This is a genomic window from Alloalcanivorax mobilis, from assembly GCF_002864685.1.
Lineage (GTDB): Bacteria > Pseudomonadota > Gammaproteobacteria > Pseudomonadales > Alcanivoracaceae > Alloalcanivorax > Alloalcanivorax mobilis.
Window position 1 is genome coordinate 22,378 of record NZ_NMQZ01000046.1, and the last position, 18,489, is coordinate 40,866.

Below are 18,489 nucleotides of genomic sequence, written 5' to 3' on the forward strand. Positions count from 1 at the left end.
CGGCAGGCATGGGCTCTCCCGCGTTTAACTTTTAACTTTCAACTTTCAACTTTTCCAACTCGCCCAACCATCCTCTCCGCGATCCGCGTAGCCAACGCGTACACCGTGACCTGCGGGTTAACGATGATCGAGGTGGGCAACAGGCTGGCGTCGGCGATGTAGAGGCCTTTGACATCGTGGCTTTCGCCGTCCACGTTGACCACGCTGTGCTGCGGGTCGGCGCCCATGCGGCAGCTCCCCTGCGGGTGATAGCTGACCATGCGCAAATGCTGCGGGGCGTTTTCCAGGGCTTCAACGGTGGCGTCGATGTCCGCCTCGGAGCGAATTTCCAGGCGTTCGCTGGAGGGCACGTAAACCACCTCGGCGCCGGCGGCCAGGTGCAGGCGCGCGGCGGCTTTAAGCGCACGTTTCATGGACGGGAAATCCGCGTCGGCAAGCTGATAATCGATCACCTTGCGCTCGTCGTCCCAGCGGATGGTGCCGACGTTGTGGTCATGAATCAGAGTCACGATGCCGGCCAGATAACGGGCGTCGCCCATGAAATCCATAAACGGCTTGCCGGTGCCGGGCTCGGCGCTCATCGCCATTTCCACCACCCCCGCGCCGCCGTCCTCAAGCACGAAACCGCCGTTATCCGGGTGCATGAACTGATCCACGTACACCCCCAACATGGCGCCCCGCCAGGCGTGCACCGGCTGCGGATAGCGAGCGGACACGTACAACGACGGATGGCAGGCGAAGTTCTTGCCCACCTGCCCGGAACGGTTGGCAACGCCGCTTTTCAGCAACAGCAAAGGCGTTTGCACCGCCCCGGCGGCAACGATCACCCGTGGCGCCTTGACGGTCATGTCCGCCACCTTGACGCCATCGTGGCCAATCACTTCGGCACGCACGCCAATCGCCCGGTCGTTGTCGGTAAGCACCCGGGTGACCCGCGTATCGGCATAAATGCGCGCGCCGTGTGCCGTCGCCCAGGGCAAATAACTGACCAACATCGATTGCTTGCGCTCGGTCTTGCAGCCAGACAGGCAATGGCCGGTCAGCGCGCAATCGCGGATATTGCGTTTGAACGGTTTCACCGACCAGCCCAGCTTATTGGCGCCAGCCCGGATCAACTGGCCGTGGCGGGCGATCTCATGTTCCTTGTTTTCCTCGATGGACAGGTTCTTCTCCACCCGCTCGAAATAGGGCGCCATCGCCTCCGGGGTCAGCTCCGTCAGGCCGAAATCCCGCTGCCAGTCCTGGAGAATGAAATCCGGAGTGCGGAAGCAAACGCAGGCGTTGACCACCGTCGAGCCGCCCACGCAGGCGCCCTGCAGCACCAGCAGATCACCACTCTTATTGGTCTGCGCGCCGTGATCCTGATACAGCGTCTCCAGGCTGGTGGCGAAACGTTCGGTGAACGCCCGCGAAGGAATGTACGGCCCCGCTTCCAGAACGATCACCCGCTTGCCGCGCCGCGCCAGTTCATAGGCGGTCACTGCCCCGCCCGCCCCGGAGCCAACGATCACCACGTCCGCCTCCAGATTGACTGTGGCCTCGGCAATATCGCTGGCCTGCACCACCGGCAAACCACTGGACTGCCATTTCATCGCGCTCATACGGACGCCCCCCGGCCGGCTTGCGGCCGTACCGCATCCGGCGGCTCCGCTGCTGGCGGTTCCACCGGCAGGGGCGCGTTGCCCAGATACGCCAGCCCCCAGCGCTCGGACACCGGGCCATCGAACTCCACCGCCGCCCAAGTGCTGGGATGCCGCCAATAGGCGCTGTAGGTCAGTTGCTTGATGACCGTGGCCAGGGTGCGCTGCAGGGTGTTGCCCGCCCCCCACTGATCAAACCAGAGCCGCGCCTGCTGTTCATCCAGATCCACGAAGCGCTTGCCGTGGCTGAACACCGCCGCGTTATCGAACAGCGTGAACGCCATGGCCAGATCCTTGCGGGTAGCGGCGTCCACGAACCCCAGCGTCCTCTGCACATTGGCCACCACCGGCACCCGGTCCGCCGGCGTCAAAACGCTGCCGGCGGTGGGCAGCAACGCCACCCGGGCGCGATCAAACAAATGAAATTCCTGCCGGCTGAGGCCGTCGGCCCACGCCGGCGGCGGGCGCCGGTCCAGCGGCGAGCGCCGCAACAGCGCAAAACCGCCAGCGGCCACCGCCGCCGCGCCAGCCGCGCCGATCAGCGTCCACTTCAGGAACCGCCGGCGCGTGACGCCGCGCTGCAGAGTCGCCGCCGCCTGGCGGGCATGATGTTGTGTCATAGAGGGGCTCGCGGGCTGCCGGGTATACATTTTCAAGCTACTGAAAAAGCCCCATGGGGACAATGTGTTTACCCGACAGCGGAACTTGACCGCACAGCACAACCAGCAACACCCCGCGCAAATTTATGGTGCATCGCATTTTAGCGGGAATCCGTTTTTGACCAGAGGCTTTGCGGTCGGTTTTTTGAGGTGGGGTTGGTCTCTCCATCTGGGGTCGGGCAACCGGGTCGGGCTGGCCAGGACACGCAAAAAGACGCCTCCGTGCGGGCTCGAGTCCGGCCGTCCATGGCCGGACACGGTCCTGGCCAGCCCGACCCGGTTGCCCGCCTTGGGTAGCAGGACCCGCCCGGGGTGCCGCCGGGGGCTTGCTGAAGTCGGGCCCGTCCAGGGTGGCTTGCTGGTGGCGTCTTTAAACCACCGCCCCGCGGGCTTATTCTTACGTTCGATCAGCCGCTGCCCGTTCACCGGCGTTTACGACGGTTTCTTTGCAAAGCCTCTATCCAGGACGGCGAGCAACGCCTCAAGTGGCACCGAATCGAGGTCAAGGCGGGCCCGCCCGGGACCGTGTTTGGCCATGGACGGCCAAACCCGAGCCCACATGGACGTGCTCGTGGCGTGTCCCGGGCGGGCCCGCCTTGTCCTCGATTCGCCCTCAGAACATCACCACACCGCCCAGCGAACCCGATAAAACAAAACACTTTCCCGTCAATCCGCGATCGGATCGACCGGCTAAAAGAGGGCCTGGCCGGCGACACCAAGCAACTTGGGCATGGTATCAACGAATTGAGAATTCATTATGGGCCCGGCTACCGGGTTTATTTCCATCGCCACGAAGATACGTTGATACTTCTTCTATGTGGCGGCCGGAAAGCGAGCCAGAACCGTGACATCCGACGTGCCCGGTCGCAGTTGAAAGCATGGAGGGACAACCGATGAACTCAGCCTTCACTACTTTTGATCCCGCGGAATATCTGGATAGCCGGGAAGCCATTGTCGTATTCATCAGCGACGCACTCGAAACCGGCGACGCAACCTATATCGCCCATGCCATTGGGGTAGTCGCGAGAGCCCGAGGCATGTCTCAATTAGCCAACGACACCGGCCTTTCACGGGAGCAGTTGTATCGCTCTTTCAGTGAGCACGGCAATCCTACCTTGAAAACGATGTTAGCAGTCTTCCGTGCATTCGATATTCATCTGACCGCACAGGCCGGAAACGTTCTCCCCTGAAGATTGGCTGCGCCACCGGTCCAGGTTATCGGGCGAACTGATCACTACCGATGAGCTGGTTGCGTCGTATAGCCGTTTCGATCTGGTATTTTTTGTCATCGGCCATTCCTTGTTGCGCGCTCAGAAAGAGCGGGGCCTGAAGTACGCATCCGCAACGTTTTTTCTCCAACCGCCCTTCCAAGCTCCATTGGCAAAGACGTCACGTGCTCTCACTCGCCGGTTGAAACCGGCGCCACATAGAGGTACTGTTCTTATGTACAGTATCTCTATGTGGCGCCTTTATGTGTTCCGACTTCCTGCAACAGCTTCTCGCCCGCCGGGACACCTGGCGCGGCCGCGACCCGGACGCCGCCATGCGCAGCGGTCGTGCCACCGGTTTCCAGGCCCTGGATGGCCTGCTGGAACAAGGTGGCTGGCCGGATTCCGGGCTGGTGGAGTTATTGTGCACTCTGCCCTGCCCGCCGCTGATGCACCTGCTGTTGCCGTTGCTGGCCGGCGGCGATGGCGCACGGGTGATCGCCAACCCGCCGGCGCGCCCGTCGGCGCCGGCGCTGGCCCGTGCCGGGGTCGATCTGCGCCAATTGCTGGTGCTGCAAAGCCGCGAGCGGGCGCCGCTGCTGCGTGCCTGCCTGGAGGCCGTCGCCAGCGACAGCGTCGGCGTGATGGTGCTGTGGGCCCCGGGCGGGGCCCTGCCCGCTGGCACGCTGCGTCGTTTCCATCTTGGCGCCCAACAGGGCCGTTGCCTGCTGATCCTGGTGCGCCCCCGGCGGGCCGCCAGCCAGCCCAGCCCGGCACCGTTGCGCCTTGATCTGAGCTGTTCCGCGCCCGGCCAGCTGACCGTCGCCGTGCACAAGCAGCCGGGCGGGCGCCCGGGCGCCCATTGTCAGGTTACCGTGCTGCCGGAGCATCTGCGCCGGGCGCCGCCGGCTTGCGCCACCCTGCCGGCGCTTACCCGGCGCCCGCTCGTCGATCACTTGCCTTCGCCCCTGCCCCCGCCGCCCGGCCCCCTGCCGCTGAGCGAGTTGCGCCCGTGAGCGCGCTGTGGGTGGCGCTGCGCTTTCCGCTGTTGCCGTTGGAGGCGGAGGCCGGCCCCAGCACCGCCCCCCGGGCACTGGTGCGCCGCCACCGTATTGAGCTGGCCAATGGCGCCGCCCTGGCCGCTGGCGTCAGCCCGGGCCTGCGACTGGCCACCGCCCGCGCCCTGTGCGAACACCTGGAAATCCAGGAGGCCAGTGCCTCCGCCCGGGAGAACGCCCTGGCGCGCCAGGCACGGCATCTGCTCGCCTTGACGCCACAGGTGTGCCCGGCGCCCCCGGACACCCTGCTGCTGGAAGTGGGCGGCTGTCTGAAGCTGTTCGGCGGCTTCCGCAACCTGCTGGCCCGGATCGACCAGTACCGCCTGCATTGTCCGCTGACCAGCCGCCTGGGGCTGGGCCACACGCCGCTGGCGGCTTGCCACCTCAGCGAGCTGCCGGCCCTGGACACCCGGCCGGAGACCGCCCGTTTCCAGGCCTGGCTGGCGGAGTTGCCCCTTGCCGGGTTGGACCTGGAACCGGCTTTGCGGGAGCGCTTGCAAGCGCCCGGCTTCCGCACCCTGGGCGAGCTGTTTCCACTGCCTCGCCCGGCTCTGGGAAAGCGCTTTGGCGCCGCCTTTCTGGACTGGCTGCAACGGTTGCTCGGCGAGAAAGCGGACCCGCGCCGGCCGATTGCCCCGCCACGGCCGTTCCGCGCCCATCGGGAATTCGATCAGCCGATTGAGAACCTGACCCTGCTGGAAACGCCGATGGCCGCCCTGCTGGCGGACTTGGAAGACTCCCTCCGCCGCCACCAGGAAGAAGTGGCGGCGATCCGCTGGCACCTGATGCTGAACAACCGCCAGCGCGACACCCTGATCGTGCGGCGCGCCCGGCCCGGCCACGATGCCGCCACCTGGCTGGATCTCAGCCGCCGGCGCCTGGAGCACCATACACTCGGCGCCGGGGTGCTGGGCCTGGCCCTGGACAGCAGCCGTTGCCGGCCGCGCAACCCGGCCCTGGCCGAGCTGTTCCCCGACCCCGGCGCGCGCCCGCCCCTGGAACGGCTGGTGGAGAAGCTGGCGATGGAGCCGGCGCTCAATCTTTACCAACCCTCCGACGGCGGCGAACACTTACCCGAACAGGACGAACGGGCCCTGCCCTTCCTGGGCCGGCCGGCCACCGCTCGTCTGGCGGAGCCCTCCCCCGGCCGCGTCAACGACCGTCCGCTGTGGTTGCTCGATCCGCCCCGGCGCCTGGACGACCACAACAACGTGCCCCACTGGCGCGGCCGCCCGCTCACCCTGTTCCCGCAAAGCGAGCGCTTCAGCCAGCCCTGGCACGGCGCCGCCCCGCGCCGCTACCGCGTCGCCCATCATCCGGATGGCCTGTGTTGCTGGGTCTTTCAGGATGACCAGCATGGTTGGTGGTTGCAGGGGTTTTTTTAGTTAAAAGTTAAAAGTTAAAAGTTAAAAGTTAAAAGTTAAAAGAAAATGCTCGAGCGCGACGTCGGCGATCCCGTTGCCACGGCCCTGGATCGCGTTTTAACTTTTAACTTTCAACTCCCCATCCAGCCCCCTGGAGACGCTTTTGCCCTTCGCCGAACTGCACACCACCAGCGCTTTCACCTTTCTCACCGGGGCGAGTCTGCCTCAGGAGCTGGTGTATCAGGCCCATGCGCTGGGCTACGAAGCGTTGGCGATCACCGACGATGGCTCCCTGGCCGGGGTGGCGCGGGCCTACCAGGCGCACAAGACGCTAAAAAAACGCCTCGCTGAGGAAGGCGGAACCCTGACGTTGAAACTGATCGTCGGCAGCCATTTCCGGCTCAGCGATGAACACGGCGAGCTGCGGTTGATTCTGCTCGCCCGGGACCGCCAGGCCTACGCCGAGATCGCCACGCTGATCACCCGTGGCCGCCGGCGCGCCGAAAAAGGCCACTACCGGCTGCATTGGCGCGATCTGGCACGGCTGGAGCGCAGCAGCCTGTGTCTGTGGCTGCCCGCCGGCGATGAACGCGACCCGCATCACGCGACGCTGCTCAAGGCGCATTTCGGCGAGCGTTTCTGGCTCGCCTGCGAACTGCTGCAAGAAGGGAACGACGCCCTGCATTACCGTTACTGCCACCAACTGGCCAGCCGCTTCGATCTGGCTATGACCGCCGCCAACGATGTGCACTACCACGGCCCGGAGCGACAGCCCCTGCAGGAGCTGCTCACCGCCCTGCGGCTGAACACCACGGTGGCGCAACTGGGCCGGCGCCGGTTCCAGAATGATCAGCGCCATCTGCGCCCGCTGGAGGATCTGCGCGCGGTTTATCCCGAGGCACTGCTGCGCGAGGCCGCCTGGATCGCCGCGCAGTGCCACTTCGAAATGAACGAAATCAGCTACCAGTACCCCGAAGAGGTGGTGCCACCGGGCCAGAACGCGGACCAGTATCTGGCGGCTCTGGTACACCAGGGCGCCAGCGCCCGCTACCCCGATGGCGTGCCGGTGTCCGTGAGCCGCTTGCTGGAGCGTGAACTGGCACTGATCGGCGAGCTGCGCTACGCCCACTATTTTTTGACCGTGCACGACATCGTCGCCTACGCGCGCGGCCAGAACATTCTCTGCCAGGGGCGGGGCTCGGCGGCCAATTCGGCGGTCTGCTATTGCCTGGGCGTCACCGAGGTGGACCCGGGCCGTAGCCAGTTGCTGTTTGAGCGCTTTATCTCCAAAGAGCGCGACGAACCGCCGGACATCGACGTGGATTTCGAACATGAGCGCCGCGAAGAAGTGATCCAGTATCTGTACCGCAAATACGGGCGTGACCGTGCCGCCCTGGCGGCCACCGTGATCCATTACCGCACCCGCTCGGCGGTGCGCGACGTGGGCCGCGCCCTGGGCGTGGACATGGACGTGATCGAGCGCCTCAGTGGCAACCTGGCCTGGTGGGACAAACCGGATTCCCTGCTCGAACGCTTCCAGGAGGTGGGCCTGGGCAACTCCACCCTGGGCCGCCAGTACCGCGAGCTGGTGCAACAACTGGTGGGCTTTCCCCGCCATCTTTCCCAACACGTGGGCGGCTTCGTGATCACCCGCGATCCGGTGCATACGCTGGTGCCGGTGGAAAACGCGGCGATGGCGGATCGCACGCTGATTCAATGGGACAAGGACGATCTCGAATCCCTGGGGCTGATGAAAGTGGATGTGCTGGCGCTGGGCATGCTCACCGCGATCCGCAAAACGCTGGATCTGATCGGCCTTTACCGGCCTCGCCCGCTGACCATGCAGGCGATCCCCGCCGAAGACCCGGCCACTTACCAGATGCTCTGTAAGGGCGACAGTCTGGGCGTGTTCCAGGTGGAATCCCGCGCGCAGATGAACATGCTGCCCCGGCTGCGCCCGGAAAAGTTCTATGACCTGGTGATCGAAGTGGCGATCGTGCGGCCCGGGCCGATTCAGGGCGACATGGTTCACCCCTACCTGAGACGCCGCGACGGCCTGGAAAGAACCGACTACCCGGATGAAAAAGTGGCAGCGGTGCTGGAGCGCACTCTGGGCATTCCGATCTTCCAGGAGCAGGTGATTCAGCTGGTGATGGTGGCCGCCGGTTTCTCCGGCGGCGAGGCGGACCAACTGCGCCGGGCGATGGCCAGCTGGGGCAAAAGCGGCGAGCTGATGCGCTTTGAAAGCAAGGTGATTCAGGGCATGCTCGCCAACGGCTACAGCGCCGATTACGCACGCCGGTTGTTCGAACAGATGAAAGGCTTCGGCGGTTACGGCTTTCCCGAATCCCACTCCGCCAGCTTCGCGCTGCTGGTCTATGTGTCCGCCTGGCTTAAGCGTCACCACACCAGCGCCTTTTACTGTGGCCTGCTCAACAGCCTGCCGATGGGCTTTTATTCGCCCTCGCAGATTCTTCAGGACGCCCAGCGCCACGGCATCGAAACCCGGCCAGTCGACGCTCTGCACAGCCACTGGGACCACACCTTGGAGCAGACGCAGCGGCAAAAGCTGGGCGTGCAACCGGCCCTGCGGCTGGGGCTGCGGCAAATCAAAGGCTTCAACGAAGAGGCCGCCCTGCGGCTGGTCGCGGCCCGCTCACAGCAGCCGTTCAGCAGCGTGCGCGATCTCTGCGAACGGGCGCGCCTGAACCGCCGCGAACGCGAAGCCCTGGTGGCCGGCAATGCCCTGCGCGGGCTCAGCGGCCACCGCCACCAGGCACACTGGGAAGCGCAGGCGCTGGAAGCCAGCCGCCCGCTGCTGCCCGATGCCCAAGGCCCCCGCGATGACCACGATGGTGTCTATCTGGACGCGCCCTCGGAGCGCACCAGCCTGATCGAAGACTACCGCCACCTGGGCCTGACCCTGGGCCGCCACCCGATGGCGCTGGTGCGCCATTTGCCCCGCTTCAAGGCCTGTCGGCGCGCCAGCGAACTCAAGCGCGCCCGTCCCGGCCAGCTGGTGCGCGTCGCCGGCCTGGTCACCAACCGGCAACGCCCCGGCTCCGCCAAGGGCACCCTGTTCATGACCCTGGAAGACGAAACCGGCAACACCAACGTGGTGATCTGGAGCGCCATTCAGGCGCGTTTTCGCACCGTGCTGCTGAAAAGCCCCCTGGTCACCGTCACCGGCACCGTGGAAATCAGCCCCGAAGGCATCGTGCATCTGATGGCTGGCCGCCTCGACGACACCAGCGACGCTCTCGACGAACTGATCGTCCGCTCAAGAGATTTCAAATAACGGAAAGAGAACGGATCGTTCACGAAAGGATGGCGCCAGCCACTCGGCGCGGCACCAGAGGCCTTCTAAAGCCTGCCAAGCCAGTACTGAGGCCGCCGCCGATCATGCGCAACCGCCAGAATCTGAAGGCCGTCAGACTGTTCTCGATAAACGATGGATAACGGAAAACGATGGAGGGGAGCCCTGCGAATATCCGGCTCTTGTTCAACCTGCCAGACTTTCGGTGTCTCGCCAATGAAAGTGGCCATCGCCTCCACTTCCTCAATGAAGGCACCACCCAATCCCGGAACTCTCGATTCATAATAACCGACTGATTCCAGAAACTCGGCTTCCGCTGCCGGGTGGAAAACATAGTTCACTTAATCAGGGCCCGTGCCTTTCTCATGACATCATCCCCGGGTACAGCCTGAACCGAGCCGTTATCAAGTTCTTCCGCCCTCCGCCGGGCTTCCAACAACCAGTCGGACCGAAGCTCCTCCCCCGAGGGGGCATCCAGACTCAATACCAACCGGTGGATTAATTGCGCGCGTTCCTCTTTGGGAAGATGGAGCGCCTCATTCTCGATTTTCTCCAGATTCATGGGAAACCTCCCGTTCACGTAAGCCCGATTTTGACACGGATGGATAGCAGCTGCCACAGAGAAGCGACGGGCCAGGCTAACCAGTCCTATCCTGCTGACCGGACCTGGCCTGCGCGCGAAGGGCGCCTCATGGCAGGCTCCTCTAAAGCTGCCAAAACCCGTGATCGTTACCGCCGAGGATATAAATCGCGAACTTACCGTGAGCAGCCTCATACGCTGTGCATACGGCGTCCACATCCTCGGATACGATCTCCAGATAGTGAACTTTCATGGTCTCTCTCTTATCTCGTAATGCCGCTCCGCATTCACTGATATCCGTCCCCAGGCTGAATCACGGACACGTTCCTGGTGGCACTGAAACGCGGCCTTATCGACAAACTCCTCGTACACATCAAAGATGTTTTTGTGTTCAGCACTTTGAATGACCTCAAATTTCAAACAGCCTTTTTCCTGGCGCGAGAGATCAATATGGGCTGGGAGGGCATCAATAACGCCCTTGAGATCCCCGTCGGGGACAATAATCCGGCCCGCTAGGATTACTTTTCGCATCGCGCTGCTCTTTTTTAGTCCCGGCAATTAACCAGAAAGGTTAACCACTGACAATACGCCCCTTCACCCGCACCGGGAAGAATTCCGCCCACGACTGTCCTGCCCATGAAAAAGCCGTTCCCCACCCTGCCCAGGGGCACCGCGCCGGGTCTATAGTGGGCGCATCATTCGCAACAGAACGGATTGCCGGTTATGAGCAACGGGAGAGAGTTCGACATTGTGGTGTACGGCGCCAGCGGCTTTACCGGCCGGCTGGTGGCGGAGTATCTGCATCAGCAGTACGGCGCCGATGCCGACCTGAAGTGGGCCATGGCAGGCCGCAGCGAGGAAAAACTGAAAGCGGTGCGCGAGGAAATCGGTGTGCCGGATTCGGTACCGCTGATCAGCGCCGACGCGGATCAACCGGCCACGCTGCAAGCTCTGGCGGCACGCACCCGCGTGGTGCTGACCACGGTGGGCCCGTACCAGCTTTACGGCGAGCCTCTGGTGGCCGCCTGCGCGGAGGCCGGCACCGATTACGTGGACCTGTGTGGCGAGCCGGCCTGGATGCGTCAGATGATCGACGCCCACGGCGACACCGCCAAACGAAGCGGCGCGCGCATCGTGTTTTCCTGCGGGTTCGACTCGATTCCCTTTGATCTGGGCGTTTTCTTTTTGCAGGAACACGCCAGAAAAACCCTGGGCGCCACCCTGCCCCGGGTCAAAGGCCGGGTGCGCAAAATGAAAGGCACTTTTTCCGGCGGCACCGCCGCCAGCCTCAAGGCGACCCTGGCGGCGGCGAAAAAAGACCCGAAGATCTATCAGCTTCTGGTCGATCCGTTCGCGTTGACGCCCGGTTTTAGCGGCCCCAGCCAACCGGAGCCCAAAGAGCCCGAGTACGACGACCAGCTCAACACCTGGCTGGCACCGTTCGTGATGGCGGCCATCAACACCCGCAACGTTCACCGTTCCAATGCGTTGCTTGGCCATCCCTACGGCGAAGACTTTGTCTACGATGAGATGGTCATCACCGGGCCCGGCGAGAAAGGCAAAGCCACCGCCGAGGCGGTCACCAATGACCGCTCCCTGGCCGGCGACAGCGCCCCCAAGCCGGGCGAAGGCCCGAGCAAGGAGGAACGCGACAACGGTTTCTACGATGTGCTGTTTATCGGTGAAAGCGCCGATGGCCAGATACTCAAGGCCAGCGTCGGTGGTGACCGCGACCCCGGTTACGGCTCCACCTCACGAATGATCACCGAAAGCGCGTTGTGTCTGTTGCGGGACGCCACCGACACCCCCGGCGGCATCTGGACCACCGCCCCAGCCCTCGGCGACAGGTTGATCCGGCGTCTGCGGGACAACGCCGGGCTGACGTTCCAGATCGAGGAATAGTTGCGTCAAAGGCGAAAGGCGAAAGGCGAAAGGCGAAAAAAACACGGTGCGTGATCGCTGTGTCTTCCATTTTCGACTTTCGGCCGTTCTCCGATTTCAAGGCGCCAGCGTCACCGTCTCCGCATCGATCCAGCGCCCCTTATTCGCGGCGAAGTGAAAGGTGCCGGTGACGCTGACGCGCTCGCCGACATGATCGGCCACCCGCTCCATGGGCCGGATTTCCACCCGGTTCAGATCCTTATCCTCGACCCAGTAATGGCGCGGCTCGGCAAAGGTGCGCACCACCCCGGTGGTCACCACCAGGGTATCCTGGTAGGTCTCGGGGTCACTGGCGAGCAAATGCAAAGGCGCCGCCTGCGGTGCCTCGGAATAATCGCAGCCGCCGAGCACCAGCAAGGCGAACAGGCCCATCATCAGAGGGTTCATGGCGCGGGCCCTGTCAGTCATGGCAACACCTGCCACTCCGGTTCATCGAATTCACCGACCACGGTGATCTCGCAGGTGCGTGCGTGTTTCTCCAGAATCGCCTTCACCTTTTCGCTGCGGGTGTCGTCCTTGGCGTCACGCAGTGCCTTGGATTCCCAATGGGCAATCGCCAGCAGCGTGTCCGGCTCGCCAATCTTGCGGTGCAAATAGGTCCCCAGCGCTCCCGGCGCCTGCTGGATGATCTCGCTGGCTTCAACCCAGGCCTGGGCGTATTGCTCCACGGTGTAGCCGTGTTTCATGCGCACTTCAAAAATAAATTTCATCTCTGTCTCCTGATCCGTGGCTTACCGGCCGGTCTCCCACCAACGGTCCGAGGTCTCCACCAGACCGGCGCCGAGCAGCGCGTGGCGCGCCTGCTCACGCCCCTCCGCGTTGAGAAAGTCCGCCACCGGCAATTGCAGCTGATCGTCTTTCAGCCAAAGCAACGCCAGGTGAAAATCATTGACCGGTTTGTTCACATGCAGATGCGCCTGGGGGCGCGTCAGAATCCATTCGCGCTGGGCGCTCTTGATGCCGCGCCGGATCACCACTCGTTGCGGCTCAATGATAATCTGCTGGGAAAGGTAACTGAGGCGGTAACAGACGCGGTACATAAAGTACGCGACCAGGCCAAACTCCAGCCCGGCAAACGGCAGCACCAGCCACAAGCCGGCAGCGCTCCAACCGGCGGCGACCGCGAACACCGCCGTGGCCAGCAACAGCAAAAAGCGTTTGTTCTCGGGCCAGGTGGCGGACAGGTGCGGCGACAAGGTGACGATGGTCCCCCGCGCCGAGGTTTCAGTAACAACCATGAGCGGGCACTGATCTCCTCATCGGTCGGCCTTTCACCATAGCACAGCCTCGACGCGCTCATGCACCCGCGCCGCCAGCGCGTTAGCATGGGCCCAACGAAGCACGGAAACCCCTATGGAACAGGTGGACACAGTAGTGATCGGCGCCGGCGTGGTTGGCCTGGCGGTGGCCCGGTCGATGGCGCGGGCCGGCGGTGACGTGGTGGTATTGGAAGCGGAGGCACGGTTCGGCGAGCACCTTTCCTCGCGCAACAGCGAGGTGATCCACGGCGGGCTGTACTATCCCCCGGGCTCGCTGAAAGCGGACACCTGCCTGCGCGGCAACGCCCTGCTGTACCAGTACTGCGCCGCCCGTGGCATCGCCCATCGCCGCTGCGGCAAGCTGGTGGTGGCGGGCCCGGGCCAGCAGCCGCAACTGCAGGCCCTGTATGACAACGCTCTGGCCGCCGGTGCTCGTGATTTGAGTTTCAAGAGTGCCGCCTGGCTGGGCCGCGAGGAACCCTGGCTCAGCGGCGCCCAGGCTCTGCACAGCACCCACAGCGGCATCGTCGACAGCCACGCCCTGATGGCGTCGCTGGCCCGCGACGCCGAAGACGCCGGCGCCGTGCTCTGCCTGCGTCACCGGGTCAGCGCAATCGGCTGCGAATCTCACCGTTTCACTCTGCGTGTCACGCATGCGGAGGGCGAGTTCGACCTGCGCGCGCAAACGTTGATCAATGCCGCCGGCCTGGCGGCGGTGCCTCTGGTGAAGCGGATGCAAGGGTTTCCCCGGCGGTACTGTCCCGAGCAGCGTTTCGCCAAGGGCAACTATTTCCGGCTGGCCGGCGCCAGCCCCAGCCGGCGGCTGATCTATCCGCTCCCGGAAGCCCATGGGCTCGGCGTGCACCTGACCGTGGACCTGGCCGGCAAGGCGCGCTTCGGCCCGGACGTGCAGTGGGTCGAGACGCCCGACTACCAGGTCGACGAGCAGCGCCAGGGCGCCTTCGAAACCGCCATCCGCCGTTACTGGCCGGCCTTGCCCGCCGCTAAACTGCACCCGGACTACGCCGGCGTGCGCCCCAAACTGATCATCGATGACCAGCCGCACACGGACTTTCTGATCCAGGACAGCCGCCACCACGGCGTCGCCGGCCTGATCAACCTGCTGGGCATCGAATCCCCCGGCCTCACCGCCGCCCTCGCCCTCGCCGAACGAATAACCGAACAAACCTGAACATCACAAAGCGCGACGCAGGATTCGCAGCGCCCCACTGAAAACTGAACACTGAACACTGATTCTCCGCGCCTCTACCATTCCATCTCCGGCAAGGTATGGAACAGATTACGCAAACCCTGCGACCAGGCTTCACCGAGCGCGTGAAAGCTCTGGTGGTGCTCGTCCACGTTGAAATGGTGCTCGTCGGTGTAGCTGTCGCGGTGATAGCGCAGCACGTCCAGAGGCAGCCCCACCGAGAGGTTGGAACGGATGGTGGAATCGATACTGAGCAAGGCGCATTTGATTGCCTGGTCCAACGGCATGTCCTGATCCACCACGCGGTCCAGAATCGGCTTGCCGTATTTGGTCTCGCCAATCTGGAAATACGGGGTGTCCGGGGTGCATTCGATAAAGTTGCCCTCCGGATAGACCAGGAACAGGCGCGGTGGCTCGCCGCGAATCTGCCCGCCAATGATAAAACTGCTGCCGAAGTCCACGTTACCCTGGCTCAGGCCGCCGTCGCGGCTGACCACCTCCCTTCCTGTGGCGCCGACGATGGCGGCCACGTCGTATAAAGAGTGGGCGGTGAACAGATTGGGGTGGCGGCTGTTCAGCCGCATGCGCATCAGGCTCAGCACGCTCTGGGTGGTGGCGAGATTACCGGCGGTCATCATCACGATCACCCGCTCACCGGGCACCACGAATTTGTGCAGTTTTCGGAACGTGGCGATCTGGTCGACGCCGGCGTTGGTGCGTGAATCCGCCGCGAACACCAGGCCCGCCTTCAGGCACATGGCCACGCAATAGGTCATAACCGATACTCCGCGCCGGGCGCGTGTTGTCTCACTGATGATCGACGCCGGGATTCTGGCTGACCCGGGCCACCGCCTTGAGCGATTCGATGCCGCCTCCGAAACGCACCCCGCGCACCGGGCAGGCGTCCATGTAATCCAGCCCCACCGCCAGCTTAAGATGACGGCGCGGCAGGCGGGTCTGGTTGGTGATGTCGAAGGTGTGCCAGCCATCTTCGTGCCAGACCTCCGCCCAGGCGTGGCTGGCCACGTGCTCGGAATCGTCGGTGTAAAGATACCCGCTTACATAGCGCGCCGGTATGCCCAGCACACGGCAGCAGCTCAGAAACACATGGGTGTGGTCCTGACACACCCCCTGCCCGCCGGCGAACGCGGTGATCGCGTCGCTGCCGGAATCGGTGACGCCGGCGGTGAAAGGCATCCGTTGCAGGATCGATTCGCTCAGCGTTTCCAGGCGTTCCAGCACCGGGCTGCCACGGTGCGCCTCGGCCAGGTCGACCAGGCCGGCGTCAGGGCGCGTCAAGGGTGAGAAGCGGCTGAACACCAACGGCGAAAGCCGCACGTCATCGTCCTCGCCATCCTCATCGATGATCTCAACCTGGCCGCGCGCGGTCAGCTCAATGCTCTGGTGCGGCTGATCCAGCGTCAGCACATGCAGAATGTTGTCGAAGCTGTCCGAGGCGCGCGCCGCCTGTTCGGGCAAATCCAGTTGCCAATGGAGAATGCGCTGGCGCGGCGACGGGCGCGGTGTGAGTCGCAAGTACTGGGTACTGTGGCGCACTGGTTCGGAGTAACGGTATTCAGTGCTGTGACGAATCGACAACTTCATACGACCTCCAGATATTCCTCGCGGATGGTGTCCGCCAGTTCGTTAACGCGGCGCAGAAAATCGGTCAGGTATTCGTGCAACCCGATTTCCACGATGTGCTGCAGATCGCCATATTGCAGGCGCGCGAACTGCACCGCCGCCAGCCGTTTCGATTGCAGCCCGGCCTGCCCCTCAATGGCCGGCAACAACTCGCAGAGCATTTGCATGCAAGAGTGCAGCGAGCGCGGCACCTCGGGCCGCAGAATCAGCAACTCCGCGACTCGCTCGGCGTTGATCGTTTCGCTGTAGATTTCCCGATAGGCTTCGTAGGCGCCCACCGAGCGCAGCAGTGCGTGCCAGCGGTAGAAGTCCACGGCGGTGTCGCCGGCCAGGCTGTTCTGGTGTTTCACATCAAGAATGCGCGCGGTGTTGTCGGCCCGCTCGATAAAGGTGCCCAGGCGCAGAAACCGAAAGGCGTCGCTGCGCATCACGGTGCCGTAGGTCGCGCCCCGAAACAGGTGCGAGCGGTTCTTCACCCAGTCAAAGAAACTGGTGGCGCCGTAGCCATCCAGGCCCAGCTCACGAATATCGCGCAGCTCCAGCCAGGTACTGTTGATGCTTTCCCACATCTCAGCGGTGATTTTTCCGCGCACCGCGTGGGCGTTTTCCCGGGCCGAGCGCAGGCAGTGAAAAATGCTGCCCGGGTTGCTTTCGTCCAGCGTGAAGAAATGCATCACCTGGTTGACTTGAATTTCGCCGTACTTTTCCCGGTACAGCTCCAGCCCGCCGGTGATGATCAGTGGCGCGCTGATCTCGTCGCGCGCATCCACCGCGAACGGGATCAACGACAGGTTCCAGGCCACGTCCAGCATGCGTGCGATGTTTTCCGCGCGCTCGATAAAGCGCGACAACCAGTACAGCTCGGCGGCGGTGCGGCTCAGCATGGCGCATTCTCCAGAACCCAGGTGTCCTTGGTGCCGCCGCCCTGGGAAGAATTCACCACCAGAGAGCCCGCCGTCATCGCCACCCGGGTCAGCCCGCCGGGCACCAGCCGGATGTCCGGACCGCTGAGCACGAACGGCCGCAGATCAATGTGCCGGGGCGCGATGCCCTGCTCCACGAACACCGGACACGACGACAACGACAACGTCGGCTGGGCAATGTAGTTGTCCGGCCGCGCGCGCACGCGATCACGGAACGATTCGATCTCGGCGGCGCTCGCCGCCGGCCCCACCAGCATGCCGTAGCCTCCGGCGCCATGGACTTCCTTGACCACCATTTCCGAGAGGTGCTCGAGCACGTAGGCCAGATCTTCCGCCTTGCGGCACTGCCAGGTGGGCACGTTCGCCAACATCGGTTCTTCGTCCAGGTAGAAGCGGATCATCGCCGGCACATAGGGGTAGATCGACTTGTCGTCCGCCACCCCGGTGCCCACCGCGTTGGCGAGCACCACATTGCCCTGGCGGTACACCGACAGCAGGCCGGGCACGCCGAGCATGGAATCGGCGCGGAACGCCAGGGGGTCCAGGTAATCGTCATCAATGCGCCGATAGATCACATCGACCCGTTGTGGGCCGGCGGTGGTGCGCATATAGACAAACCCGTCCTTGACGAACAGATCGGCGCCCTCGACCAGCTCAATGCCCATTTGCTGGGCCAGAAAGGCGTGTTCGAAATAGGCGCTGTTGAAACGCCCCGGGGTGAGCAGCACCACGCTCGGGTTGGCCACCACGCTGCCCTGTTGCAGGGTCTCCAGCAACAGCGACGGATAGTGCTCCACCGGCGCCACCGATTGATGGCTGAACAACTCGGGAAACAGGCGCATCATCATGCGCCGGTTCTCGATCATGTAGCTGACCCCGGAGGGTGTGCGCAGGTTGTCCTCCAGCACATGCCAGGTGCCTTCGCCATCGCGGATCAGATCCACCCCACTGATCTGCGAATAGATCTGATTATGCAGATCCACGTTCTGCATGCAGGGCTGATACTGGGCGTTGCCAAAGATCTGCTCGGCGGGCACCCGGCCATCACGGATGATCAACTGCTCATGGTAAATATCGTGCAGAAAACAATTGAGCGCGCGCACCCGCTGGATCACGCCCTGCTCCAGGCGCCGCCATTCGTCGCCGGGAATAATGCGCGGCAGGGTATCAAAGGGAATCAGCCTTTCGGTGCCGCTTTCCTCGCCATACACATTGAAGGTGATACCGACGCGGTGAAACCGCAGTTCGGCTTCCTTGCGTTTGCGCATCAGCACATCACCGGTCTGGCCGAGCAACCATTGGTGATAGCTGCGGTAATGGGAGCGCACCTGACCCGCGGGCAACAACATCTCATCGAATCCGGATACCTCCGGCAAGGACAACGATCGCATGATGCTTTCCCTGATCAAAAGGAGTTCCCAGCGGGAAACTCCAGGTCATGGGGAGTGTGGCGCGCGTCTTCCCACTCAAGACTGCGCGCCGTCGTCCATCTCACCCTTCAGCTCACCCCTTCAGCTCACCCCTTCAGCATAAGCAAGGCCTATGCCAGAAAAGGTAAAACTTTGGGGCACAACGGCGCCTCGAAATGGGGCATGGAGGGGGATTCAGGGGGGGTGGTGCCCCGTTGGGAGGCAGGGGGGGGATTCAGTGTTCAGTGTTCAGTGTTCAGTGTTCAGTGTTCAGTGTT

The 18,489-nt window shown here is 63.6% G+C and carries 19 protein-coding genes; 7 read left to right on the forward strand and 12 right to left on the reverse strand.

The features are described from left to right. Positions 1-38: 38 nt before the first annotated feature. Together CGS25_RS16890 and CGS25_RS16895 are read right to left on the reverse strand one after the other, a co-directional pair. Entirely contained in the window at positions 39-1,601 is a 1,563-nt protein-coding gene (locus CGS25_RS16890) for a GMC family oxidoreductase (RefSeq protein ID WP_101676184.1), read from the reverse strand. Next, positions 1,598-2,260 carry a hypothetical protein gene (locus CGS25_RS16895; protein ID WP_232802463.1) on the reverse strand — a complete coding sequence of 221 codons (663 nt, stop codon included), beginning with the start codon at positions 2,258-2,260 and terminating at the stop codon, positions 1,598-1,600. The genes CGS25_RS16890 and CGS25_RS16895 overlap by 4 nt, the downstream gene beginning before the upstream one ends. A 615-nt stretch (positions 2,261-2,875) precedes the next feature. On the opposite strand from CGS25_RS16895, the gene CGS25_RS19355 reads away from it, so the two are divergent. From CGS25_RS19355 to CGS25_RS16915, 5 genes are all read left to right on the forward strand, one after another. After that, positions 2,876-3,196 carry a type II toxin-antitoxin system RelE/ParE family toxin gene (locus tag CGS25_RS19355; RefSeq protein WP_198588837.1) on the forward strand — a complete coding sequence of 107 codons (321 nt, stop codon included), beginning with the start codon at positions 2,876-2,878 and terminating at the stop codon, positions 3,194-3,196. Further along, on the forward strand, positions 3,193-3,489 hold the full coding sequence (locus CGS25_RS16905; protein ID WP_101676185.1) for an addiction module antidote protein: 297 nt from the start codon (positions 3,193-3,195) through the stop codon (positions 3,487-3,489). The genes CGS25_RS19355 and CGS25_RS16905 overlap by 4 nt, the downstream gene beginning before the upstream one ends. A gap of 281 nt (positions 3,490-3,770) precedes the next feature. Then, a complete protein-coding gene (locus CGS25_RS19075; protein ID WP_157933861.1) occupies positions 3,771-4,523 on the forward strand; it encodes a hypothetical protein in 753 nt (250 codons plus the stop codon). Continuing rightward, entirely contained in the window at positions 4,520-5,950 is a 1,431-nt protein-coding gene (locus tag CGS25_RS16910; RefSeq protein WP_157933862.1) for a Y-family DNA polymerase, read from the forward strand. The genes CGS25_RS19075 and CGS25_RS16910 overlap by 4 nt, the downstream gene beginning before the upstream one ends. 142 nt (positions 5,951-6,092) lie before the next feature. Continuing rightward, the gene (locus CGS25_RS16915; RefSeq protein WP_101676187.1) at positions 6,093-9,227 is read left to right on the forward strand and encodes an error-prone DNA polymerase; all 3,135 of its coding nucleotides are present in this window, start codon (positions 6,093-6,095) and stop codon (positions 9,225-9,227) included. A 65-nt stretch (positions 9,228-9,292) separates the two neighbouring features. Here the strand turns inward: CGS25_RS16915 and CGS25_RS16920 are convergent, their stop codons facing one another. From CGS25_RS16920 to CGS25_RS16930, 3 genes are all read right to left on the reverse strand, one after another. Beyond that, positions 9,293-9,586: a type II toxin-antitoxin system RelE/ParE family toxin gene (locus CGS25_RS16920; RefSeq protein ID WP_089032378.1), complete on the reverse strand. Its 294-nt coding sequence runs from the start codon at positions 9,584-9,586 to the stop codon at positions 9,293-9,295. Further along, entirely contained in the window at positions 9,583-9,807 is a 225-nt protein-coding gene (locus CGS25_RS16925) for an addiction module protein (protein ID WP_089032379.1), read from the reverse strand. The genes CGS25_RS16920 and CGS25_RS16925 overlap by 4 nt, the downstream gene beginning before the upstream one ends. 267 nt (positions 9,808-10,074) lie before the next feature. Further along, positions 10,075-10,356, reverse strand: a complete 282-nt coding sequence (locus tag CGS25_RS16930) for a putative quinol monooxygenase (RefSeq protein ID WP_101676188.1) — start codon at positions 10,354-10,356, stop codon at positions 10,075-10,077. A gap of 192 nt (positions 10,357-10,548) precedes the next feature. Between CGS25_RS16930 and CGS25_RS16935 the strand changes: the two genes are divergently transcribed. Then, entirely contained in the window at positions 10,549-11,727 is a 1,179-nt protein-coding gene (locus CGS25_RS16935) for a saccharopine dehydrogenase family protein (protein WP_101676189.1), read from the forward strand. Between the two features lie 96 nt (positions 11,728-11,823). On the opposite strand, the gene CGS25_RS16940 is transcribed toward CGS25_RS16935, so the two are convergent. The 3 genes from CGS25_RS16940 to CGS25_RS16950 are packed head-to-tail and all read right to left on the reverse strand — an operon-like array spanning position 11,824 to position 13,004. Beyond that, complete coding sequence (locus CGS25_RS16940; RefSeq protein ID WP_157933863.1) at positions 11,824-12,174, reverse strand: hypothetical protein; 351 nt, start codon at positions 12,172-12,174, stop codon at positions 11,824-11,826. Next, complete coding sequence (locus CGS25_RS16945; RefSeq protein ID WP_089032383.1) at positions 12,171-12,476, reverse strand: antibiotic biosynthesis monooxygenase family protein; 306 nt, start codon at positions 12,474-12,476, stop codon at positions 12,171-12,173. Before CGS25_RS16945 ends, CGS25_RS16940 begins: the two co-directional genes overlap by 4 nt. 21 nt (positions 12,477-12,497) lie before the next feature. After that, positions 12,498-13,004 (reverse strand): DUF2244 domain-containing protein, encoded by a 507-nt coding sequence (locus CGS25_RS16950; RefSeq protein WP_101676191.1) that lies wholly within the window; start codon positions 13,002-13,004, stop codon positions 12,498-12,500. 115 nt (positions 13,005-13,119) lie between these two features. Between CGS25_RS16950 and CGS25_RS16955 the strand changes: the two genes are divergently transcribed. After that, positions 13,120-14,217 carry an NAD(P)/FAD-dependent oxidoreductase gene (locus CGS25_RS16955; RefSeq protein WP_101676192.1) on the forward strand — a complete coding sequence of 366 codons (1,098 nt, stop codon included), beginning with the start codon at positions 13,120-13,122 and terminating at the stop codon, positions 14,215-14,217. Between the two features lie 74 nt (positions 14,218-14,291). Here CGS25_RS16955 and CGS25_RS16960 read toward each other — a convergent pair whose 3' ends face one another. From CGS25_RS16960 to CGS25_RS16975, 4 genes are read right to left on the reverse strand one after another with little or no spacing between them, the layout of a single operon-like run. Then, on the reverse strand, positions 14,292-15,011 hold the full coding sequence (locus CGS25_RS16960) for a proteasome-type protease (RefSeq protein WP_101676193.1): 720 nt from the start codon (positions 15,009-15,011) through the stop codon (positions 14,292-14,294). A 31-nt stretch (positions 15,012-15,042) separates the two neighbouring features. Next, positions 15,043-15,840, reverse strand: a complete 798-nt coding sequence (locus CGS25_RS16965; protein WP_089032387.1) for a transglutaminase family protein — start codon at positions 15,838-15,840, stop codon at positions 15,043-15,045. Next, the gene (locus CGS25_RS16970) at positions 15,837-16,763 is read right to left on the reverse strand and encodes an alpha-E domain-containing protein (protein WP_089032388.1); all 927 of its coding nucleotides are present in this window, start codon (positions 16,761-16,763) and stop codon (positions 15,837-15,839) included. Before CGS25_RS16970 ends, CGS25_RS16965 begins: the two co-directional genes overlap by 4 nt. Next, complete coding sequence (locus CGS25_RS16975) at positions 16,757-18,193, reverse strand: circularly permuted type 2 ATP-grasp protein (RefSeq protein ID WP_089032389.1); 1,437 nt, start codon at positions 18,191-18,193, stop codon at positions 16,757-16,759. Before CGS25_RS16975 ends, CGS25_RS16970 begins: the two co-directional genes overlap by 7 nt. Between the last annotated feature and the right edge of the window lie 296 nt (positions 18,194-18,489).

Coding starts and splice junctions, on each gene's coding strand:
- CGS25_RS16890 (WP_101676184.1), bottom strand. CDS start 1,601: ATGAGCGCGATGAAATGGCAGTCCAGTGGTTTGCCGGTGGTGCAGGCC.
- CGS25_RS16895 (WP_232802463.1), bottom strand. CDS start 2,260: ATGACACAACATCATGCCCGCCAGGCGGCGGCGACTCTGCAGCGCGGC.
- CGS25_RS16905 (WP_101676185.1), top strand. CDS start 3,193: ATGAACTCAGCCTTCACTACTTTTGATCCCGCGGAATATCTGGATAGC.
- CGS25_RS19075 (WP_157933861.1), top strand. CDS start 3,771: ATGTGTTCCGACTTCCTGCAACAGCTTCTCGCCCGCCGGGACACCTGG.
- CGS25_RS16925 (WP_089032379.1), bottom strand. CDS start 9,807: ATGAATCTGGAGAAAATCGAGAATGAGGCGCTCCATCTTCCCAAAGAG.
- CGS25_RS16930 (WP_101676188.1), bottom strand. CDS start 10,356: ATGCGAAAAGTAATCCTAGCGGGCCGGATTATTGTCCCCGACGGGGAT.
- CGS25_RS16935 (WP_101676189.1), top strand. CDS start 10,549: ATGAGCAACGGGAGAGAGTTCGACATTGTGGTGTACGGCGCCAGCGGC.
- CGS25_RS16940 (WP_157933863.1), bottom strand. CDS start 12,174: ATGACTGACAGGGCCCGCGCCATGAACCCTCTGATGATGGGCCTGTTC.
- CGS25_RS16945 (WP_089032383.1), bottom strand. CDS start 12,476: ATGAAATTTATTTTTGAAGTGCGCATGAAACACGGCTACACCGTGGAG.
- CGS25_RS16950 (WP_101676191.1), bottom strand. CDS start 13,004: ATGGTTGTTACTGAAACCTCGGCGCGGGGGACCATCGTCACCTTGTCG.
- CGS25_RS16955 (WP_101676192.1), top strand. CDS start 13,120: ATGGAACAGGTGGACACAGTAGTGATCGGCGCCGGCGTGGTTGGCCTG.
- CGS25_RS16960 (WP_101676193.1), bottom strand. CDS start 15,011: ATGACCTATTGCGTGGCCATGTGCCTGAAGGCGGGCCTGGTGTTCGCG.
- CGS25_RS16965 (WP_089032387.1), bottom strand. CDS start 15,840: ATGAAGTTGTCGATTCGTCACAGCACTGAATACCGTTACTCCGAACCA.
- CGS25_RS16970 (WP_089032388.1), bottom strand. CDS start 16,763: ATGCTGAGCCGCACCGCCGCCGAGCTGTACTGGTTGTCGCGCTTTATC.
- CGS25_RS16975 (WP_089032389.1), bottom strand. CDS start 18,193: ATGCGATCGTTGTCCTTGCCGGAGGTATCCGGATTCGATGAGATGTTG.